The sequence below is a fragment of the Streptomyces sp. NPDC025721 genome (assembly GCF_055558595.1).
This window is the reverse complement of record NZ_JBVHMF010000031.1, coordinates 1-20,096: the sequence shown is the minus strand read 5'-3', so window position 1 is coordinate 20,096 and position 20,096 is coordinate 1. Positions and strand designations below refer to the sequence as shown.

Here is a 20,096-nt window from a genome sequence, read left to right as displayed (position 1 = left end):
CAGAGTGATCGATAGGGCCGGAGGCCGCATCCGCAAAGAGGCCGTGTCGCCCGAAAGACGTCCGCGGAGTTCTCCGGAGGCCCGAAGGGCTCCGGAGAACTCCGCGGAAATGACGTCGGGTCAGCCCGGCCGGGTCAGTCCAGGTAGTCGCGCAGCACCTGGGACCGCGACGGGTGACGCAGCTTGGACATCGTCTTGGACTCGATCTGCCGGATCCGCTCGCGCGTGACCCCGTAGACCTTGCCGATCTCGTCCAGCGTCTTCGGCTGCCCGTCCGTGAGGCCGAAGCGCATGGAGACCACGCCCGCCTCCCGCTCGGAGAGGGTGTCGAGCACCGAGTGGAGCTGTTCCTGCAGCAGCGTGAAGCTGACCGCGTCGGCCGGCACGACCGCCTCGGAGTCCTCGATGAGGTCACCGAACTCGCTGTCGCCGTCCTCGCCCAGCGGGGTGTGCAGGGAGATCGGCTCGCGGCCGTACTTCTGGACCTCGATGACCTTCTCGGGGGTCATGTCGAGTTCCTTGGCCAGCTCCTCCGGGGTGGGCTCGCGGCCCAGGTCCTGGAGCATCTGGCGCTGTACGCGGGCCAGCTTGTTGATGACCTCGACCATGTGCACAGGGATACGGATGGTGCGGGCCTGGTCGGCCATCGCGCGGGTGATCGCCTGCCGGATCCACCAGGTGGCATAGGTGGAGAACTTGAAGCCCTTGGTGTAGTCGAACTTCTCGACCGCGCGGATCAGACCCAGGTTGCCCTCCTGGATCAGGTCCAGGAAGAGCATGCCGCGACCGGTGTAGCGCTTGGCCAGCGAGACCACGAGGCGGAGGTTGGCCTCCAGCAGGTGGTTCTTGGCCCAGCGGCCGTCCTCGGCGATGATCTCCAGCTCGCGCTTGAGCTTGGGGGCGAGCTTGTCGGCCGCGGCCAGCTTGTCCTCGGCGAAGAGACCGGCCTCGATGCGCTTGGCCAGCTCGACCTCCTGCTCGGCGTTGAGCAGCGGGACCTTGCCGATCTGCTTGAGGTAGTCCTTGACCGGGTCGGCGGTGGCACCGGCGACGGCGACCTGCTGTGCGGGCGCGTCGTCCTCGTCGTCGTCGGAGAGCACGAAGCTCTCGGACTCCGACTTCTCGGTCTCCTCCTCGCCGCCCTTGCCCGCGGCGGCCTCCTCGACCGTCTCCTCCGCGTCGACGGCCTCGTCCTCGCCTGCGGCCGTCTTCTTGGCCGCCACCTTCTTGGCGGGGGCCTTCTTGGCAACGGTCTTCTTGACGGCGGCCTTCTTCGCCGGCGCCTTCCTTGCTGGGCTCTCCGCCTCCACCGATGGCTCCACCGTGGTCTCGGCCTCGGCCTCCGCCTCCGGGGCGGCGGCCTTGGGCGCAGCGGTCTTCTTGACAGGGGTCGCCCTGGAGGCGACCGTCTTGGTGGCAGTACGCTTCGCCGGGCTCTTGGCTGCGACGCTCTTACGGGTGCGCTTGGGCGCCTCAGCGGCAGTCACCATCAGCGTCACACCCTCCTCGTCGAGGACCTGGTTGAGGCTGCGCAGAACGTTCTTCCACTGGGTTGCCGGAATCTGGTCCGCTTCGAACGCCCGACGCACGTCGTCGCCGGCGATCTGCCCCTGGGCCTTACCCTGCTCGATGAGCGCCATCAGAGACTCGGACTCGGCGATCTCGGACGGGAGCGTACGGGATGTGCTGGCCGACACGAACAACCTCTCGGAACGATGGGAACGACTCGGTGGAACCGCACAGCCACTCAGCGTCAAAATCGTCGCTGAATATTCCTTGTGCCGTGGCCACCTCTTAAGTCATCGCGCTGCCTCGCCAAGCGTTACGCCCACCCTACGTGGCCCGAGTCACACCCTAAATCGTGCAGATCGGTCATAAATCCGGACACATGACCCGTCCGGCCGTGCGAGGGCGCGGGAGAGCGGCCGGGAGAGCCACGGGGGACCACATGGGACCGCCGCCGACCCCAGGTGTTCCGGGGTCCGCGGCGGAGGGCGACACGGTCAGTGCTGCTCGCGCGGACCGGGGACGACGTGGTCGGCGGGAGCGGACTCGGGCTGCTCGGGCAGGACGGTGAGGAGCTGGCGCATCGCCGCCTCCGCCGTGCCGCCGTCGCTCTCGGCGAGCGCTTCGACGATCCGCTGGTGCAGGCCGACCGAGGTGTCGCCGGGGCGGTCGCAGCCGGTCACCGGGCCGCCGGACACGTGCAGCGCGGAGGAGACGATCCCCGACAGGTGCTCCAGCATCCGGTTGCCCGCGACCTGGAGGAGCAGGGCGTGGAATTCGGCGTCGGCCCTGGAGAAGGTCAGCGCGTCGCCCTGTGCGGCGGCGTGCGCCATGATCTCCGCCATGTCGGCGAGGCGCTGCTGTACGTCCTCGCGGCCGTGGCCCGCGGCGAGCCGGGCGGCCAGCGGCTCGATCGTCCAGCGCAGTTCGAGCAGTTCGCGGCGCTGGTCGTCGCGCTGCGGCCCGAAGGCACGCCATTCGATGATGTCGGGGTCGAGCAGATTCCAGTCGCTCACCGGGCGGACCCGGGTTCCGACGTTGGGCCGGGCGCTGACCAGGCCCTTGGCCTCCAGCACGCGCAGGGACTCGCGCACCACGGTGCGGGAGACCTCGAAGCGCTGGCCGATCTCCTCGGGGACCAGCGGGCGGTCGGCGCCCAGATCGCCGGAGACGATCATCTGCCCAAGCTGCTGGACGAGTTGTCCGTGCAGTCCCCGGCCACGGCTGCCGCCGGCCCGGCGGCCCATCCGGTTCATATCCGGCTCCATGCCCTCCCAGGACGTCAGTCCAGGTCGGTCGGTGCCAGGGGCTTCGGCGTACGAATAGCGGTCCAGCTCGCCCGATCCGGCGATTCCGGAGTCGGCAGAACGAGCCGCGGTCATCATGGTGTGCGCAAGGGTACTCACGCATCCTTTGTCGGCGATGCCGATGCGCGCCTTGAGGGCTTTGCTGAAAAGCACACGAAAGGGTGAGCGCTCATCACCTCATAATTGACGTTTTATGGCGATGAATCATCCCTTCTTGCTGGTAAGCGGCGCAGTTCGGCTGACGCGTGGGGCAGTTGGGCGGCGCCAGCGTCGCCGTCCGCGCAACGCGGTTGCCAGATAGGCGCAGACCAGCACGGTGAGTGACAACGACAGCGCGGAGACCACCGGTTGGGCGGCGAAGCGCAGCAGTCCCTCGACCGTTCCGCCGCCGCCCTGCGAGACCCCGCTGACCACCGACCACAACGCTCCGCCCGCGTCGGCGAGTTGTCGTGCCACCGGCCCACCGAACAGTCCCCGTACGGCCGGAGCGACCAGCAGCGGTACGGCGAGGACGGCGGCCACACCGAGCGCGGTGGTACGGAACACCCCCGCCGCGAGCACCCCCGCCCAGGCGCAGCCGATGGCGAGCGCCGCCCAGCCGCCGAGCGCGGCAGGAAGCGTCGTCAGATCCGGCGCCTTTCCCGGGCCGAGGGTCAGCCGCAGTGCCAGGGTGTCGGCGACGGCGGCGAACGCGGCGAGCAGCAGCGCGCAGACTCCGCTCACGGCGAGTTTGGCGCCGAGCAGCCGCAGGACCCGCGGCTCTGGGCCGTACCCCGGCGCGAGGGCGGGGTAGCGGAACTCCTGCCCGTAGGCGAGCGCGCCCAGCACGCCCGCGCCCACGGCCGCCGCGGGCAGCGGCAGCCGGACCGCCCATCCGGAGATCAACCGCAACGGCGGTACGGACACAGCCCCGGTGCGTGCCATCAGGACCGTGCCGAGCACCGAGCCGACCAGTGCCGCTCCGGCGATCGGCCACGGCGTGAGGACCCCGAAGGCGCGCCGCAGTTCGTACCGCAGTGGCCGGACCGGGCCGTGCTGCCGTGCCGGACGCCGCCGCGGCTGCGGCAGGGCGGGCGGTACGGAGGCCGCCACGTCGCCTTCTGCCTCGGGAGTGGCGTCCGGGGTTGTGACGCCGTTTCCGCTCTCGTCGGCGAGGTGGTGCAGCAAAATGCCGTGGCGGTAGGCGGTCTCCCCCACCGCGGCCGAGGTGGTGCCGTAGACGGCGATACGGCTGCCGGTCGCGGCGATCACCTCGGCGCCGTCCTCGGTGAGCAGCGTGGCCAGGCGCTCGGCGTAGGGCGAGCGGACGGCCACGTACGGGCGCATCCTCGTGCGGGCGAAGTGCGCGGCCGACTGGTCCGCGACCAGGCGCCCCTTGTCGATCGCGATCACGTGGTCGGCGGTCCGGGCGAGGGCTTTGGTGTCGCGGCCGGTGAGCAGAACCGCGCCCCCGGCGGCGACGTGCCGTCGTACGAGCGCGTGCACCCAGGCGGCTTCGCGGGCCGGGAGTTCGCGCACGGGGTCGTCCAGGATCAGCGCGCGGGGGTCGGCGAGCAGGGCCGCGGCGAAACCGAGACGGCGGTCCATGCCCAGCGAGTACGTGCCGAGCCGCTGTTCGGCGACCTCGACGAGGCCGACCTGGTCGAGCACCTCGTCGGCGCGGGCGGCGGGCAGTCCGAAGGCGGCGCAGAGCATGCGGAGGTGGCTTCGGGCAGTGCGTCCTGGATGTCCGGGCACGTCACCCAGGAGGGCGCCGACGACGCGGGCCGGGTGGGGGAGGTCGCGCAGCGGCCGGCCGTCGACGAGGGTGGCGCCGCGTCCGCCCTCCAGCCCGAGCAGCAGGCGCAGCGCTGTGGACTTTCCCGATCCGGCGGGACCGAGCAGGCCGGTGACTTCACCGGCCCTGATGTCGAACGTGAGGTCGGTGACGGCGGGCGGGGCGTTGCGGCGGGGCATGCTGGTCAACCCGATGGCCTGGATCACCCTTGCACCATAGCTCCGCAAATGGGCGTTTTGCGGAAGGAGCCGGTTCTACACCTCGGGCCGCAGCATCGGCGGATTGAGCAGTGCGGCCCCGCCCGCCCTGAACAACTGCGCGGGACGGCCGCCCTGACGGGTCGTCGTCCCTCCGGTCGGCACGAGGAAACCGACCGTGCCGGTCACCTTGCGGTGGAAATTGCGCGGGTCGAGCGCGACACCCCACACCGCCTCGTACACCCGCCGCAGCTCCCCCACCGTGAATTCGGGCGGGCAGAAGGCGGTGGCCAGCGACGAGTACTCGATCTTCGACCGCGCGCGCTCGACCCCGTCCCCCAGGATCCGGGCATGGTCGAACGCGAGCGGCGCCGTCTCCCCCGCGTGCTCCTGCCCCCCTTCGCCCAGCAACGTCCCGACCGGCGCCCAGCGCGCGCTGCGGGCGTCACCGCCCGCCCGGGGGACGGGCAGGTCGGGCGCGAGCACCAGATGCGCGACGCTGACCACCCGCATCCGCGGATCGCGCTGCGGATCCCCGTAGGTGGCGAGCTGCTCCAGATGAGCGCCGCTCTGTGCTCGGAGCCCAGTCTCCTCGGCCAGTTCCCGCGCCGCGGCCTGGGAAAGATCCTCGTCCTCGCGGACGAATCCGCCGGGCAGCGCCCACCGCCCCTGGAAGGGCGGCTCGCCGCGCCTTACCGACAGTGCGCACAGCGCGTGATGTCGCACGGTCAGCACAACCAGGTCGACGGTGACGGCGAAGGGCGGGAAAGCCGACGGGTCGTAGGGCGACATGGCGCGATCATAGTCGTCTGCCTGACGATAATCAGCCGGATCGGGAGCCTGATCCCTATCGGATCGATACGTTTTCCCGTCCCTCCCCGCTCGGTCCCCGCCCATGGTCAGGTCCCGAGGCGCAGTCCCGGCGCCGCCTCCTCGATCATGGCCATCCCCAGACGGCTGACCCGAACGGAGAACGGCTGCTCCGCGACCCGCAACCCCGTCAGATGCACGGCTCCCAGCGGCGCGGCGCTGATCGGCCGGACCGCCACCGTGCCGCCCGGCGCGTCCGGCCGCACCCCGGCGAGCGCCGTCAGCAGATGGACGGCCCCGGCCGCCGCGACCGCCGCCGGACGGCACGCCATGGGGTGCGGGCATGGCGCACCGCCCGCATAACGCTGCTCGCCCCCGTATATCTCCGGCATCCGCAGTCCGAACTCCGCCGCAGCGTCCAGCACCCCGCCCACCAACGCGGACGCCTCCTGCTCCAGCCCCGCCGCGGCGAGTCCGGACACGGCGAGCGCCGTCTCATGGACGCGCACCGCGCCTCCGCGGTGGCCGAAGGGGCTGAAGCCGGGCGTCTTCGCCGACATCGTCCGCAGACCCCAGCCGGAGTTCATGTCCGGCGCGGCGAACAGCTTGCCGAGCTGTTCCGTCTGCCCCTTGTCCAACAACCCGGGAGCGAGCGCCCCTTCGCCGAGCAGCCCGGTGTCGAGGAGGTGCGCGAGCGACGAGGACAGCACCGGCACCGGTCTTCCCCCGGCGGCCAGCGCCAGCGCGGGCCGCCCACCGCCCGGATCCTCCAGCCAGAATCCCCGCCGGAAGCCCGCCCGCAGCGCCGCCGCGTACTCCCGCCAGCCGTCCGCCCCACTCCGTTCGTGGGCGTCGAGCAGATCCGCACCCTGCACCGCCGCGCGATACGCGTACGCCTGTACCTCCGCCCGCACCGGACCGTCCGCCGACGGGTCCACGACAAGGCCGGAATCCGTCGTCGCCGCCCGCATCCAGCCGAGGCACCGCTCCGCCGCCGGGAGCAACGGCTCCACCTCGCGGGCCGGAAGCCCCCAGCGTCGGGCCTCGGCCAGCACGGTCACGAAGAGCAGCGTCGCCTCCACGCCCGAATCCAGCGGCGGCAGGTGCGGTCCGGAGTGCCGCGGCACTCCGGGCACACGGCCCGTCGCGGGGTCCTGCAACCTGGCAAGCATGCGGAGCGTGCCCGCCGCCAGCCGCGTGCCGAACGGCAGCAGCATTCGCGCCGCCCACAACGCGTCCGCGGGGGCCAGCCCCATCCGCCAGGGCGCCCCGGCCGCGACGTAGAGGTCGGCGGGATGTTCCGGCGCGCGGAGCAGCAGGGCCTGTGCGTCCCCGAGCGAGGCGTCCAGCAGGACACCGGCTCTGGGGTCGTCGCCCTCCAGCCGCGCGTCGGCCCACATCGGCGGCGGTCTGTCGCCGACCGGTGCCCGCGCGCTGCCCGCCGCCGTGGCCGCCGGTGCCGGCTCCACTCGCAGCTCGATCGTCCGTGCCGCTCCCGGCGCCACCTCCAGGTCCCACCTCAGCAGTCCCGACGCGCCCAGCGCCGCGTCCGGCGCGGGAGTCGCGGTGACCCGCGCCGATTCCCCGCCGCTCGACCAGCGCAGCCCCGAGCCGCTGACGCCGGCCGTCAGATCCGCCCCGGCCTGCCCTGCGGCCACCGCGGAGAGCGCCGCGAGATCCGTGCCGAACGCGATCTCGACGGGCAGCGCCACCCGTACCGGCCCCGCGTTGGCGAACGTGATCCGCTCACCGCCCTCGGCGGTCCTGACGCGCTCCACCGTGACGACCGGGTCGGGGCCACGGTCGCCGGGTGTCCGGACGACCGCCAGGAAACGTGCCCGTCCCGCGTCGAGCAGCCTGGCCTGCACGGTCACCGGTTCGGCTCCCGCGACCGTCAGCTCGCAGCGGCTCAGCAGTCGCCTGCCGTCGCGGTAGAAGCCGTCCAGACCGTCGCCGCGCATCTGCCCGTGCTGTGCGGACACCGCGAGGGCCGGCGCCGCCACGCAGATGACGGCGTCGTGGACGGGTACCGGGCCGGGTGCCGCCCGGCGCGGTGCGACGACCGGCGGCGTGCTCACCGGGCTCCGTCCTTCGCCGCGCGTGCGGCCCGGGCGACGGCCGGAGCCGCCGCCCGCTCGTACGGGATTCGTCTTCCGGGAGAGTGCTGCACGCCGGGTGAACGCCCCGCCGAGCGCACAGGTCACGGCCCGTCTACCGTTCCTGAACGGGAGGCCCGGCTCCCCGCACGGCCCGCACCCCCGAAAAGAGACTCCATGACCGTCCACCGCCAGCCAGGCACCGTCATCACCGACCACACGTTTGCCGTACCGCTCGATCACTCCTCCCCGGACGGGGAGCGGATCGAGGTCTACGCCCGCGAGGTCGTGGCGGCTGGCCGGGAGCGCGAGTCGTTGCCTTGGCTGCTGTATCTCCAGGGCGGTCCGGGCTTCGGCTCGCCGCGCCCGCTGGGACGGGACGGCTGGCTGCCGCGCGCGCTCGACGACTTCCGGGTGCTGCTGCTCGACCAGCGTGGCACCGGGCGCTCCACGCCCGCCACCCGCCAGACGCTGCCCACCCGTGGCGACGCCGCCGCCCAGGCGCACTACCTGTCGTACTTCAGGGCCGACTCGATTGTCCGGGACTGCGAATTCATCAGGCGTCAGCTCCTCGGAGAGGACGCGTGCTGGAGCGTGCTGGGCCAGAGTTTCGGCGGCTTCTGCGCGGTCACCTATCTGTCGTCGGCGCCCGAAGGTCTGCGGGAGGTGTTCGTCACGGGCGGCCTGCCGGGTCTTGATGTGACCGCCGAGGCCGTCTACCGCGCCGCCTATCCCCGCATCGAGCGCAAGAACGCCGGTCACTACGCCCGTTACCCCGAAGACGTCGAGACGGTGCGCACCATCGTCCGCCGCCTGCGCGACGAGGCGGTGTCGCTGCCCGGCGGAGGCCGCCTCACACCTGAGGCGTTCCAGTCCCTCGGTCTCATGCTCGGCACCGGCACCGGTTCGCACACCCTGCACTACCTGCTGGAGTACGCGTTCGTGACGGGTCCCTCCGGTCCCGTCTTCTCCGACTCCTTTCTCTCCCAGGTCCAGCAGCATCTGTCCTTCGCCGCGAATCCCCTTTACGCGGTGCTGCACGAGTCGGTCTACGGACAGGGGTCCGTCTCTCCTCACGGCACCGGCTGGGCCGCCGAGGCCGTCCGTGGTGAATTCCCGCGGTTCGACGCCGAGCGCGCGCTGGCAGGGGACGCTCCCGTGCTGTTCACGGGAGAGAGCATCCATCCGTGGATGTTCACGTCCGATCCGGCGCTCGCACCACTGCGCGAGACGGCGGAGCTTGTCGCGCGCCGCGAGAAGTGGCCGGACCTCTATGACACCCGCCAGTTGGCGGCCAATGAGATTCCGGTGGCGGCGGCGATCTACCACGACGACATGTACGTCGACACCGCCCACTCGCTGGCCACCGCGCGTGCGGTGCGCGGGCTGCGGACCTGGGTCACCGACGAGTTCGAACACGACGGTCTCCGGGTGAGTGGCGGCCGGGTCCTCGACCGGCTGATCCGACTGGCCCGCGGCGAGCTGTAGTCGAGGCGATCACGCGCTGCCGCCGCTCCTGCCGCAGGCTCCGCCGCAACAGCTCAGGGTCCAGACCCTCGTTGACGGAGTGGTGGAGCAACCGCGCGAAGGTGTAGTGGGGTTCGAGGTCCAGCGCGAGGCCGAGGGCGACCCGCGCCTCGGCCTCGTCGCCCGAGGACCAGGCGACCCAGCCCGCCAGGGCGAGCGGGGCCGCGGCATGGTCCGCGTACGGTCCTGCGCAGCGCCGGGCGAGCGCCCGCCACAGTCGAAGGGCGGCGTCCGCCCGCTCGGGCTCCATCCATTCGGCGGCGCGGTCGCGTGCCGTGCGGTCCTGGAGGCCGAGGATGACCGCCGCGGCCTCGTTGTCGGCGAGGAGCCGGTCGTCCCGCCGGTCCGCACGTGCGGGATCGTCGATCCGCGGCGCGGAGCGGAACTTCTCAAGTGCCGCACGGGCCAGGGCGAGTGTTCGCTGCCGGACGCTCTCGCAGTCACCGTCGTCGAGCATGCGGGGCACCAATTCGGCGCAGGCCGCGTCGAGGGCGATCTCGTGATCACGATTCCGCGCCTCGGACGGCTTCAGCCTGGCTTCCATGTCCCGCAGCGAACCCGGCGCCGGGATTCCCGCGTAGGCGCTGGCCGCCGCCATCGTGGACCGGCCGGGCGGAGCCAGGACCGTTCCCTCCGCCGGGACGGTCTCCGCGGGGCGGCAGTAGGACCACCAACGGCCGGCCGAGACGCACAACGCCTCGACGACGGGCACGTCCAGCGCCCCGCAGGCCACCCGGATCCGCTGGGCGAGCGGCCTCAGCCTTTCCATCACGGCCGACGCGCGCTCTCCTTCACGCGGGTCCCGGCACAGGAACAGCACGATGGCGTCGGGTCGCCCACCGCGACGGGTGCTGTTCCTCACGAGGCAGTCGGCGAGTTGGTCGGCGGTCTCCGGCCACTCACTCGGGTCCTCCGGCAGGCCCAGTCGCAGTCGGCCGCCGAAGCGGCCGTGCTCGCCGTGCAGTGCGACGAGCACGACGGAGTCATTGGGATGAAAACCCATCAAGTACGGCAATGCGTCGGCCAGGTCGGCGGGCCCGCGCAAGGTGACTTTGACGTCGGCCGCTTCGGATGATGACTCTCCATGCTGAATCTCGTTGCTCTGTGTCATGAGATCGACGATGCCGTAATCGCGCGAATCACACCAGACCCCCCAAAAACCTGTGGATAACTTTCGGTGGAGTTATCCACAGGCCACGGAGCGGGGTTGGCGCGATGTCGGTGCGATCAGGTTGCATGGGGGCATGACCGAGACCCCCACCGCGCTGCGTTCCGCGGCCGACACCGTACTGAGCCGACTCGTCGGCGCCAAGCCGGGCACCGCACGGCTCCGCGAGGACCAGTGGCTCGCCGTCGAGTCGCTGGTCGCGCACGGCCGCAGAACGCTGGTCGTCCAGCGCACCGGCTGGGGGAAGTCGGCCGTGTACTTCGTGGCCACGGCGCTGCTGCGCGAGCGGGGCAGCGGCCCGACGGTCATCGTCTCGCCGCTGCTGGCCCTCATGCGCAACCAGGTGGAAGCCGCCGCACGCGCGGGCATCCGGGCCCGCACGATCAACTCGTCCAACACCGAGGAGTGGGGCGAGATCGAGGCGGAGGTCGCGGCGGGCGAGGTGGATGTCCTGCTCGTCAGCCCGGAACGCCTCAACAACCCGGACTTCCGCGATCAGGTGCTGCCCAAGCTCGCCGCCACCACCGGCCTGCTCGTCGTCGACGAGGCGCACTGCATCTCGGACTGGGGTCACGACTTCCGCCCGGACTACCGACGGCTGAGGACGATGCTCGCCGATCTGCCGCCCGGCGTCCCCGTGCTGGCGACCACGGCCACCGCCAACGCCCGTGTGACCGCCGACGTCGCGGAGCAGCTCGGTACCGGCGCCACCGGGGCCGATCAGGAAGGCGCCCTCATCCTGCGCGGGCCGCTGGACCGCGAGAGCCTGTCGCTCGGCGTGCTGCGACTGCCCGACGCCGCCCACCGGCTGGCCTGGCTGGCCGACCACCTCGAAACGCTTCCGGGCTCCGGCATCATCTACACCCTCACCGTGGCGGCGGCCGACGAGATCACCGCGTTCCTGCGGCAGCGCGGCTTCCCCGTCGCCTCCTATTCGGGGAAGACCGAGAACGCGGACCGGCAGGCGGCCGAGGCGGATCTGCTCGCCAACCGTGTCAAGGCACTCGTGGCCACCTCGGCCCTGGGCATGGGCTTCGACAAGCCCGACCTCGGATTCGTCGTGCACGTCGGATCGCCCTCGTCGCCGATCGCCTACTACCAGCAGGTGGGCCGCGCCGGACGCGGCGTCGACCACGCCGAGGTCCTGCTCCTGCCCGGGCGCGAGGACGAGTCGATCTGGCGGTATTTCGCGTCGCTCGCCTTCCCGCCCGAGGAGCAGGTGCGCCGCACCCTGGAAGTGCTCGCGGCCTCCGACCGCCCGGTGTCCATCCCCGCGCTGGAAACACGCGTCGATCTGCGCCGCTCCCGCCTGGAGATCATGCTGAAGGTGCTGGACGTCGACGGCGCGGTGCACCGGGTGCGCGGCGGCTGGACGGCGACCGGGCAGCCGTGGGCGTACGACACCGAGCGGTACGCGTGGGTGGCCCGCCAGCGCGAGACCGAGCAGCAGGCCATGCGGGACTACGCGACCACCACCGGATGCCGGATGGAGTTCCTGCGCCGGCAGTTGGACGACGAGCAGGCCGCGCCCTGCGGACGCTGCGACAACTGCGCGGGCGCGCGCTTCCCGCTGGAGGTCTCGAACGCCGCGCTGGACGCGGCACGCGCGGCGCTCGGGCGCCCCGGAGTCGAGCTGGAAGCACGCAAGATGTGGCCGACCGGTCTCGAGGCGATCGGGGTCGCGCTCAAGGGGCGTATTCCGGCGACGGAACAGGCGTCCACCGGGCGGGCGTTGGGCCGTCTGTCCGACATCGGGTGGGGCAACCGGCTGCGGCCGCTGTTCGCCGAAGGAGCCGTCGACCAGCCGGTTTCGCCGGAAGCGGTGGACGCCGTGATCCAGGTGCTCGCCGACTGGGCCAAGGGGCCCGGCGGTTGGGCCAGCGGCGCGCCGGACGCCCCCGCACGCCCGGTCGGCGTGGTCGGTGTCGCCTCTCGCCGCCACGGCGTGCTGGTGGAATCGCTCAGCACCCGTATCGCCGAGGTCGGCAGAATGCCCCTGCTCGGCCGGGTCGAGTACGCGGATCAGGGAGACCCGGGCGGCGTACCGCGCAGTAACAGCGCACAGCGGGTACGCGCCCTGCACGGGGCTTTCGTCGTACCGCAGGAGTTGGCCGCGGCCCTTCAGGCGAATCCCGGTCCCGTGCTGCTGGTCGACGATCTCTCCGACACGGGCTGGACACTGGCGGTCCTGGCCAGGCTGCTGCGGCGGGCCGGTGCGACGGCTGTCTTCCCGCTGGTCCTGGCCGTTCAGGGGTGAATGTGCGTGGCGAGGCGCCGGACGGGACAGGATCTAAGCGGCGGACAGGTCCATACCGGTCGGCGGCTTCAATTGCCCGTTGCCGCGGGGCAATACGGGAGCGAGAATTGATGCCGGATCCCCTATCGGCTCATCGAGCCATCTGACCGGCGTGCGCCCGCGCCCGGTCTACGGGTGCATCCATGAAAGGAGGACCGTGACCATCGGCTTCGTTCCGGAGACGTCCTCCGCCGCAACTTCCCTCGCGTCGCGCACTCTGGAGCCGGCCGAATGGGCAGGCATCGGCGTACCTTTGCTGGCCAATCCGCGTGACGTGATCAAGGACCTGCACGCTCGGCACCTGCCGTCCCCGTCCACCGCGGTGATCGCGGTGTACGACCCGGACGGCCGGATCCGGGCCAGCGCCTCCTTCACCGCCCGCAGCGGGGTGGTCGACGGCTGGGAGCGGCGCAATGCGCTGCTCTCGCACCTGCGCCGCGTCATCCCGCACGATCTGCGACTGCGCAAACCGGTACGCACCGCTGTCCTGATGGTCTGCCGGGACGGTGGTCCCGGCTGGACCGAGGAGGACGGGGCGTGGATGTGGGGGCTGCGTGACGCCTGCACCCTGCACGGCCTTCGCTCCGGGTCGTACGTCACCCTGACCGCCGATGGCTGGAATGTGATCGGCGAGAACCGCGTCGGCCGCACACCGAACGCCGCTTCCTGGTCGCGGCGGCCGGGCGACGCGGCGCACGGCATCCCCGGTGGGACGACGCAGGCTCTTCGCCGCGCGGCCGCGCGCTGACGGTCAGGCGCTGGCGCCCAGCAGGGAATTGACCCTGGCCGGGTCGCCGCAGACGATCAGCAGGACGCCCGCATTGGCCAGTGCGCCCGCCAGCGCCCTCGGCAGCGTGTCGTCGCTGCCGCCGTTGACGGCGACGACCACGACCGGTCGCCCGGTGGTGCGTTCGGCGGAGATGTCTGCGTAGAAGACGTCGTCGGCCGCGTCGTACTGCGCCCAGTAGGACGCTTCGCCGAAGGTGAGTTCGTGCGCCGCCCACGGGTGCTGGTCACCGGTGGTGAGAACCAGGATCTCGCCGGGTGCCCGACCCGTGTCAAGCAGCAGGTCGACCGTCTCGTCGGCGGCGTCGAGCGCACCGTCGGTCGGCGCGGGGATAATTTGGATCTGGGCCGCGGCGGGCTCTTGGGCGCGCTGCTGCGGCACGGTGGGAGGAACCGCCGTCGCGGCCGGGGTCACCGGGCCGGAGGGTGCGGCGGGACCAGGGGTACCGATGGGACGGGCGGGGCCGTGACGGCCCGGACCGACGCCTGCGGCGGCTTCCCTCGGCGGCGCGGGACGCGGCGCTGCGGGCCGCGGCGGACCGGGGACAGGACGGGGGGTCGACGCACTGCGGCCGGTGGCCGGAGCTGTACGGGGACCCGGGACGCTCTCGTGAATCTGAGGCTCCTCGGGGATGAGAGGCATGAGTTGATGTCTATCAAATGCCGCACGGATGCGCAGCGGGGGGTGGCGTGTGGATCAGAAATCGAAACCGAGTTGTTCCCCTGACTCGACCGGCTGACGGACCTTCTTGAGGTGCTGCCAGCGGGGCAGCGCGTCCAGATACGACCACGACATCCGGTGCTGCGCGGTGGGCCCCAACTCCTCCAGGGCCGCACGGTGAACAGGTGACGGATATCCGGCGTTGTCGGCGAAGGCGAACGGCGTGTAGTCCGCGCCTAGTTCGGCCATCGCCGTGTCCCGCTGCACTTTGGCGATGACGGACGCGGCGGCGACCGCGACGCAGGACTGGTCGCCCTTGATCACGGTCCTGACCTTCCAGGAACCGCCGAGGTAATTGTGCTTGCCGTCGAGGATCACCGCGTCCGGCCGGTCCGGCAGTCCCTCCAACGCGCGTACGGCCGCCAGCCGGAGCGCGGCCGTCATCCCGAGGTCGTCGATCTCCTCGGGTGAGGCGTGCCCGAGGGCGTAGGAGGTGACCCAGTCGCCGAGGACGGCGGCCAGTCGGGCCCGGCGCTTGGGGGTGATCAGCTTGGAGTCGGTCAACCCCTCGGGCGCGCGACGCAGTCCGGTGACAGCGGCGCACACGGTGACGGGTCCGGCCCAGGCGCCGCGGCCGACTTCGTCCACACCCGCCACGGTCCGCGCCCCGAGAGTGGCACGAAGGGAGCGTTCGACGCTGTGGGTGGGTGGTTCGTACGGCATGGCAGTACCAAGCCTACCCCGCTGCTTCACGCCGTCCCACGGTGGTCGGTCAGTCGGACAACGCCCAGTCCGGGAGGACTTCGGTCCGCTCCCGCCAGTCGACCGGCGGTTGGCCGCCCGGCCGGGACGCGACGATGCCGCCGACGATCGCGCAGGTCGTGTCCACATCTCCACCGGCCCTGGCGGTGGTCCAGAACGCCTGCTCGTAGTCGTCGAGATGGCGGGCCGCCGCCCACAGGGCGAAGGGCACGGTGTCATGGGCGCTGGTGCGCCGCCCGCAGCCCAGCACGGCGGCCACTGTGGCGACGTCCGCGTAGTCGAGCATGTCCCTGGCCCGTCGGATGCCCGCGTGCACCGCGCTGCGCGGTACGAGGTCGAGAACCGCGCCGAGGAGGTCGGACGGGGCCTGGGGTCCCGTGGGGTCGGCGACGAGGGCCGCTGCGGCGGCGACCGCCATGGCCCCGACGACCGCCTCACGGTGCTGATGCGTCGTGTAGGCGGAGATCTCCGCCTGGTGGGTGGCCTGGACGGCGTCACCCGCGTACCAGGCACCAAGGGGCGCGACCCGCATCGCGGCGCCATTGCCCCACGAGCCCTGCCCGTTGAACAGGCCGGCCGCGAGTTCCCGCCAGTCGCCGCCTTCCTGGCGGATCAGCCGCAGCATCCGGTTGACAGCCGGGCCGTAGCCGCGGTCGAAGTCGTGGTGCTCGGCGAAGGAGTGGGCCAGGGCGTCCTGGTCGACGCGTCCGTGCTTGATCAGCACGGAGACCACCGAGCAGGCCATCTCCGTGTCGTCCGTCCACCCCCATGTGCCGGGTGGCAGTTGGCCGTTCTGAAGTGCCGGGTAGTTGGCGGGGACGAAGAACTGCGAGCCCAGGGCGTCGCCCACGGCCAGCCCGCGGAGGCTGGCCACGGCGCGCGCGGCGCGGTCGGTTTCAGTGGTGTGAGGGGTCATGGCGTCGGAAACTCTGACATCGTGTTCAATCCCGGTCAATCTCCGTGTGCCCAAAGTCACCGGCCGACTTCACCACTCCCCGCCGCCAGGCGGGCCGGGCGTCCGCCACCTCGCGAACGGCCGGTCCAGGGTATAGCCGCCGGAGGGGCCGAGCAGGAGTGTGCGGGTCTCGGCGTTGTCGGGGTTGGACAGCGCCTCGAACTCCTCCACCGTCCAGTGGAACCAGCGCATGCAGAACAACCGCATCGTCAGCCCGTGGGTGACCACCAGCACGTTCGGCGGGAAGTCCTCCTTGTCGAAGGCGCGGTACAGCGTCTCCAGGAAGGCCCCGACCCGGTCGTAGACGTCCGCGCCGCTCTCCCCCATCGCGAAGCGGTAGAAGAAGTGGCCGTAGGCGTCGCGGGCTTTGCGCTGCCGCTGGATGTCCTCGACGTCCTGCCAGTTTCCCCAGTCCTGTTCCCGCAGGCGCGGCTCCTCCTTGGCCCGGGTCAGCCGGGGGTCGAGCCCCAGTGCCCGGAAGGTGTGCCAGGTGCGGCGGTACGGAGAGACGAATGCCTGGACCCGTTCCTCGCCGAACAGCTCACGCAAGCCCGTTCCCGCCTCCCTCGCCTGTTGAAGGCCGGTGGCGGTGAGTTCCAGGGCGTGGTCCGGCACCCGCTCGTAAATGGTGTCGTCCCTGTTTCCCTGGGACTCGCCGTGCCGAATGAGCACAATGCGGCGAGGGCGTCCCATGACGATCAGCCTATTGCGCGACTGTCGCTCCGGCGCGCTGATCCGGGGGTCATCCGCCTCACAGTCGCGCCGTCAGCTCCTCCGACAGCTCCCGCAGCCGACGTCGGGCGTCCCCGTCGTACGCCTGCCGGTCGGCCCTGGCTTCCCGGGTGCCGTTGAAGTAGCGGCCGGTGCCGACATCGGTGCCTTCGATGAGCCGCAAGGTCGCCTCCCCGCCCTCCTCCACCGAGCTCCACGGCGCTATGCCTCCCTCTCTGACCATGGTGGTGTCCATGTACGTGGCCGGATGCAGCGCATTCACCGTCACACCGGTGCCTTTCAACGCCTCGGCCAGGTCGAAGGTGAACATGACCTGTGCGAGCTTGCTCTGCGTGTACGCCCGCCCGCCCTCGTAGTCCTTGGTCAGCATCGGGTCGCCGAAGTCGATCGCCTGCTGACCCGCGGAGGCGACGTTGACGATGCGGGACGGCGCCGACGCCGTCAGCAGGGGCAGGAGCCGGTGCGTGAGCCGGTACCCCGCCAGGTAGTTCACCGCGAACCGCCGCTCCACGCCGTGCTCGTCCGCCTCCCGCGCTCCGCCCGGCGAGGCGGTCCCGATTCCCGCGTTGTTGACCAGCACGTCCAGCCGGTCGGCACGGGCCAGCACCTCGTCGGCGAGCCGGTCGACCTGCCCGAGATCGGAGACGTCGGCGAGCAGCACCTCCGCGCGGTCCTCACCCGTCGCCTCCCGTATGGCGTCGCGAACCTCCTCGGCCCGGCGGGCGTCGCGGCCATGGATCAGCACACGGGCTCCGTCGGTCGCGAGGCGTATGGCGAGCCAGCGACCCAGGCCGTCCGTGGAACCGGTGATCAGGATCGTCCGCCGGGAGTCGGTTTCGGCCTTGCCCTCGGGGCGCTCCCCCCGGCCGCCGACAACGCGTTCGTTCATTGCGAGCTCCATTTACGAGACATGCTGACTCGTTAAGAGTATGCGAGACACCATGCCTTGTAAAGTGGATTCGTGGACGAGACACCCGCGCGGGGCAGACCCCGCAGCGAGACCGCCCGCCGCGCCGTGCTCGACGCGGCCCTGCGGCTCTGCCAGGACGGCGGTTATCAGGCCCTGACCATGAAGGGCATCGCGGAGAGCGCGGGGGTCGGCCGCCAGACCGTGTACCGCTGGTGGCCCGCCAAGCAGGACGTCCTGCTCGACGCCCTGCGCGACCTGGGTCTGCGCAAGGCGGAGCACCTGGACCCCGACAGCGGCGACACGCTGCGCGACGTCCGTACGCTGCTCGACGCCACCTTCGTGCTCACCCGCAAACTCACCGGCAAGGCCCTGGTCGGACTGATGGCCGACGCCCAGCACGACCCGGACCTCTCACAGCGGCTCCAGTCCACGGTGATCGGGCCTCGGCGGCAGGCGCTCCGCGCGCTCCTGGCCCGCGGGGTGGAGCGCGGTGAACTGGCCGGGGAGGACCGGACGCTGGAGCTCGCGGTCGACTTCGCCTTCGGTGCCATGTGGTACCGGCTGATCGGCCACCACGCGCCGGTGGACGCGAGCCTGGGGGAACAGATCACCACCGCCCTGGCAAAGCTGCTGAGCGCGGACGGACCCACCGGGGCACGCGCGACCACAAGCGTAGACGCGAGCACAGGCGCGGCCTCATCGGCGAACGAGCAGGTGAGCGCGCAGGCGAAAGAGCAGGTGAGCGCGCAGGCGAAAGAGCAGGCACCGGTCAGCGCCGCAACCCCCGCCGCGCCCACTGTCGGTTGAGGAACACCAGTCGTCCCGGATCGGCCACCGTGCGGATGCCGACCAGCCCCTGCGGCCCGAACTCCGGCGCCACGACGGCCACCACGACATCCCCGGTCGTCGCCAGCACCGCCGCGTCGCCGTTGATCTCGACGATCCGGCCGCGCGTTCCCGCCGGTGCCTGGCTGATCAGTCCGGCCAGGAAACGGGCCACTTTGGCGGCTCCCAGGGCGGGACGCCGGGCCGTCCCGGGGACACCGCCGCCGTCCGACCAGGCCACCACGTCGTCGGCGAGCAGTTCCGCCAGCGCCTGCTGGTCCGCGTGCGAAGCGGCCCGCATCAGGTCCTCGGCCAGCTGCCGCCGCTGCGGCCAGGGCAGGTCAACGCCGGTGGCGGACTCCCGCACCCGTTGCCGTGCCCGGCGCCGCAGGGCGCGGCACTGCACTTCGGGCAGTCCGAGGACGACGGCGGTTTCCGCCGACCCGTAGCCGAAGGTCTCCCGCAGGACGTACGCGGCCCGCTCGGCCGACGACAGGCGTTCCAGCGCGACCAGCCGCGCCATGGACACCGATTCCCGGCTCTCGACCGTCTCCAGAGCGCCCAGGGCGCCCAGGGCGCCGCCCTCGGTGAGCACCGGTTCCGGCAGCCAGGAGCCCGCGTGCGCTTCACGCCGGTGCCGCGCCGCCTGCTCGGGCACGGCTCGTATCGCGCCGAAGACCTCGCGGACCAGCTCGGGCAGCGCGTCGCCCGCGTCGGTGTCGGCCGTACGGGTGAGCGCGTGCCGTACGACCTCGTCCGCCGCGCACGCCGATCCGAGCATCCGATAAGCGGCCCCGAAAAGCCGCACCTGGTGCGAGGAAAGGGCTTGCGTATCGTCGGCCGCCACTGCTGTCACAGCGGCGACTTCCGCCCCACCCGTGACAGCGCGGCCTATATCCGGCGCGTGGTCGGCACCACCCGTGTCACCCGAGCCATCCGCTCTCAGACCGTCCACCCCTGCACCACATCCACCACGTCACCCGCCACGGACACCACATCGGTGTCGAGTTCGGCGCGCTCCGACAGCCGCGTCACCGCTCCTTCGCGGTATTTACCGCGCTCCGTCGCCGAATTCCACATGGACAGCACCAGGAAGTCGTTTCCCGGACCCTGACCGAAGACGCCGCGCAGCATGCCGGGAGAACCCGCCATGGCGGGATTCCACACCCGTTGCTGCATCGATGTGAAGTGGTCGACACGGTCCGGCCGCACTTTGCACAGGGCGACGCGCAGGACATCGACGTCGGCGAAGGTCGGTTCAAAGCCGACCTTGACGTCCAGCCGGTGCTCGAAGAGATTCACCGCGAGCATCTCGTAGGTGTCGCCCTGCGACGCGGCGATCCCGTCGTGCGGCCCGGCCATGAAGGCGTCGTAGGACCGCCGGCTGTCCCAGAAGGCGAAGAGATGCGCCATTCCGGGCTGGGCACGGCTCCAGCCGCCGCCCTGCCCTCGGAAGCCGGGCTGGTCCTTGAGCGCCGCCCACCTGCGCTGCCCCCGGTCGAACCCCGCCTGATCCACAACCCCGCAGCGCATCCACTTCACCAACACCGCGCCATCGTAGTGGCGTTGACGCCGGAGATCGTCCCTGTGCGGGGGAGGCAATCGCGTGAGGGACCGGAAGGGCCGGAAAAGGGCGGTGGGGGGGGGGGGGGGGGGGGGGGCCCCCCCCCCCCCCCCCCCCCCCCCACACCCCCCCCCCCCCCCCCCCCGGGGCCGTACATAGGCAGCGGGCGGCTGGGGGCCGGGTGACGGGCGAGCAGGCGGGCGGGCGGAAAAGAACA

The 20,096-nt window shown here is 71.6% G+C and carries 17 protein-coding genes; 4 read left to right on the top strand and 13 right to left on the bottom strand.

Annotated features, from left to right (window positions below; translation table 11 throughout):
* Positions 1–134: 134 nt before the first annotated feature.
* The 5 genes from ACZ4EF_RS31495 to ACZ4EF_RS31475 all read right to left on the bottom strand — a co-directional run bounded on the left by ACZ4EF_RS31495 (position 135) and on the right by ACZ4EF_RS31475 (position 7,675).
* Positions 135–1,697 (bottom strand): RNA polymerase sigma factor, encoded by a 1,563-nt coding sequence (locus ACZ4EF_RS31495; protein WP_391048985.1) that lies wholly within the window; start codon positions 1,695–1,697, stop codon positions 135–137.
* 306 nt (positions 1,698–2,003) lie between these two features.
* Positions 2,004–2,912: a FadR/GntR family transcriptional regulator gene (locus ACZ4EF_RS31490; RefSeq protein ID WP_355338277.1), complete on the bottom strand. Its 909-nt coding sequence runs from the start codon at positions 2,910–2,912 to the stop codon at positions 2,004–2,006.
* Positions 2,913–3,017: 105 nt separating this feature from the next.
* A complete protein-coding gene (locus ACZ4EF_RS31485) occupies positions 3,018–4,796 on the bottom strand; it encodes an ATP-binding cassette domain-containing protein (RefSeq protein ID WP_467507539.1) in 1,779 nt (592 codons plus the stop codon).
* A gap of 48 nt (positions 4,797–4,844) precedes the next feature.
* A complete protein-coding gene (locus ACZ4EF_RS31480) occupies positions 4,845–5,579 on the bottom strand; it encodes an NUDIX hydrolase (RefSeq protein WP_467507537.1) in 735 nt (244 codons plus the stop codon).
* Positions 5,580–5,686: 107 nt separating this feature from the next.
* Positions 5,687–7,675 (bottom strand): amylo-alpha-1,6-glucosidase, encoded by a 1,989-nt coding sequence (locus ACZ4EF_RS31475; RefSeq protein WP_467507535.1) that lies wholly within the window; start codon positions 7,673–7,675, stop codon positions 5,687–5,689.
* Between the two features lie 195 nt (positions 7,676–7,870).
* On the opposite strand from ACZ4EF_RS31475, the gene ACZ4EF_RS31470 reads away from it, so the two are divergent.
* A complete protein-coding gene (locus tag ACZ4EF_RS31470; protein ID WP_391163821.1) occupies positions 7,871–9,181 on the top strand; it encodes an alpha/beta fold hydrolase in 1,311 nt (436 codons plus the stop codon).
* Here the strand turns inward: ACZ4EF_RS31470 and ACZ4EF_RS31465 are convergent.
* Entirely contained in the window at positions 9,093–10,196 is a 1,104-nt protein-coding gene (locus ACZ4EF_RS31465) for a DUF4192 domain-containing protein (protein WP_467507533.1), read from the bottom strand. The genes ACZ4EF_RS31470 and ACZ4EF_RS31465 overlap by 89 nt on opposite strands.
* 268 nt (positions 10,197–10,464) lie before the next feature.
* Here ACZ4EF_RS31465 and ACZ4EF_RS31460 point away from each other — a divergent pair, with 268 nt between their 5' ends.
* The gene (locus ACZ4EF_RS31460; protein ID WP_467507531.1) at positions 10,465–12,645 is read left to right on the top strand and encodes a RecQ family ATP-dependent DNA helicase; all 2,181 of its coding nucleotides are present in this window, start codon (positions 10,465–10,467) and stop codon (positions 12,643–12,645) included.
* Positions 12,646–12,841: 196 nt separating this feature from the next.
* Positions 12,842–13,432, top strand: a complete 591-nt coding sequence (locus ACZ4EF_RS31455) for a hypothetical protein (RefSeq protein WP_355338259.1) — start codon at positions 12,842–12,844, stop codon at positions 13,430–13,432.
* Between the two features lie 3 nt (positions 13,433–13,435).
* Here the strand turns inward: ACZ4EF_RS31455 and ACZ4EF_RS31450 are convergent, their stop codons facing one another.
* The 5 genes from ACZ4EF_RS31450 to ACZ4EF_RS31430 form a co-directional block, all read right to left on the bottom strand.
* Positions 13,436–14,113, bottom strand: a complete 678-nt coding sequence (locus tag ACZ4EF_RS31450; RefSeq protein ID WP_467507529.1) for a hypothetical protein — start codon at positions 14,111–14,113, stop codon at positions 13,436–13,438.
* A gap of 54 nt (positions 14,114–14,167) precedes the next feature.
* Complete coding sequence (locus tag ACZ4EF_RS31445; protein WP_467507527.1) at positions 14,168–14,854, bottom strand: ribonuclease HII; 687 nt, start codon at positions 14,852–14,854, stop codon at positions 14,168–14,170.
* Positions 14,855–14,903: 49 nt separating this feature from the next.
* Positions 14,904–15,809: an ADP-ribosylglycohydrolase family protein gene (locus ACZ4EF_RS31440; RefSeq protein WP_401311896.1), complete on the bottom strand. Its 906-nt coding sequence runs from the start codon at positions 15,807–15,809 to the stop codon at positions 14,904–14,906.
* A gap of 69 nt (positions 15,810–15,878) precedes the next feature.
* Positions 15,879–16,541 (bottom strand): histidine phosphatase family protein, encoded by a 663-nt coding sequence (locus ACZ4EF_RS31435; protein ID WP_401857237.1) that lies wholly within the window; start codon positions 16,539–16,541, stop codon positions 15,879–15,881.
* A gap of 58 nt (positions 16,542–16,599) precedes the next feature.
* Entirely contained in the window at positions 16,600–17,469 is an 870-nt protein-coding gene (locus ACZ4EF_RS31430; protein WP_355338245.1) for an SDR family NAD(P)-dependent oxidoreductase, read from the bottom strand.
* A 72-nt stretch (positions 17,470–17,541) separates the two neighbouring features.
* Between ACZ4EF_RS31430 and ACZ4EF_RS31425 the strand changes: the two genes are divergently transcribed.
* Complete coding sequence (locus ACZ4EF_RS31425; RefSeq protein WP_467507524.1) at positions 17,542–18,297, top strand: TetR/AcrR family transcriptional regulator; 756 nt, start codon at positions 17,542–17,544, stop codon at positions 18,295–18,297.
* Here the strand turns inward: ACZ4EF_RS31425 and ACZ4EF_RS31420 are convergent.
* Positions 18,260–19,096, bottom strand: a complete 837-nt coding sequence (locus ACZ4EF_RS31420; RefSeq protein ID WP_467507522.1) for a sigma factor-like helix-turn-helix DNA-binding protein — start codon at positions 19,094–19,096, stop codon at positions 18,260–18,262. The genes ACZ4EF_RS31425 and ACZ4EF_RS31420 overlap by 38 nt on opposite strands.
* A 161-nt stretch (positions 19,097–19,257) precedes the next feature.
* Positions 19,258–19,863 carry a YdbC family protein gene (locus ACZ4EF_RS31415; RefSeq protein WP_391049019.1) on the bottom strand — a complete coding sequence of 202 codons (606 nt, stop codon included), beginning with the start codon at positions 19,861–19,863 and terminating at the stop codon, positions 19,258–19,260.
* Between the last annotated feature and the right edge of the window lie 233 nt (positions 19,864–20,096).

Excerpts from the sequence above, each read along its gene's own strand:
- ACZ4EF_RS31480 (WP_467507537.1), bottom strand. The coding sequence starts at position 5,579 with ATGTCGCCCTACGACCCGTCGGCTTTCCCGCCCTTCGCCGTCACCGTC.
- ACZ4EF_RS31470 (WP_391163821.1), top strand. The coding sequence starts at position 7,871 with ATGACCGTCCACCGCCAGCCAGGCACCGTCATCACCGACCACACGTTT.
- ACZ4EF_RS31460 (WP_467507531.1), top strand. The coding sequence starts at position 10,465 with ATGACCGAGACCCCCACCGCGCTGCGTTCCGCGGCCGACACCGTACTG.
- ACZ4EF_RS31450 (WP_467507529.1), bottom strand. The coding sequence starts at position 14,113 with ATGCCTCTCATCCCCGAGGAGCCTCAGATTCACGAGAGCGTCCCGGGT.
- ACZ4EF_RS31445 (WP_467507527.1), bottom strand. The coding sequence starts at position 14,854 with ATGCCGTACGAACCACCCACCCACAGCGTCGAACGCTCCCTTCGTGCC.
- ACZ4EF_RS31440 (WP_401311896.1), bottom strand. The coding sequence starts at position 15,809 with ATGACCCCTCACACCACTGAAACCGACCGCGCCGCGCGCGCCGTGGCC.
- ACZ4EF_RS31435 (WP_401857237.1), bottom strand. The coding sequence starts at position 16,541 with ATGGGACGCCCTCGCCGCATTGTGCTCATTCGGCACGGCGAGTCCCAG.
- ACZ4EF_RS31430 (WP_355338245.1), bottom strand. The coding sequence starts at position 17,469 with ATGAACGAACGCGTTGTCGGCGGCCGGGGGGAGCGCCCCGAGGGCAAG.
- ACZ4EF_RS31420 (WP_467507522.1), bottom strand. The coding sequence starts at position 19,096 with ATGCTCGGATCGGCGTGCGCGGCGGACGAGGTCGTACGGCACGCGCTC.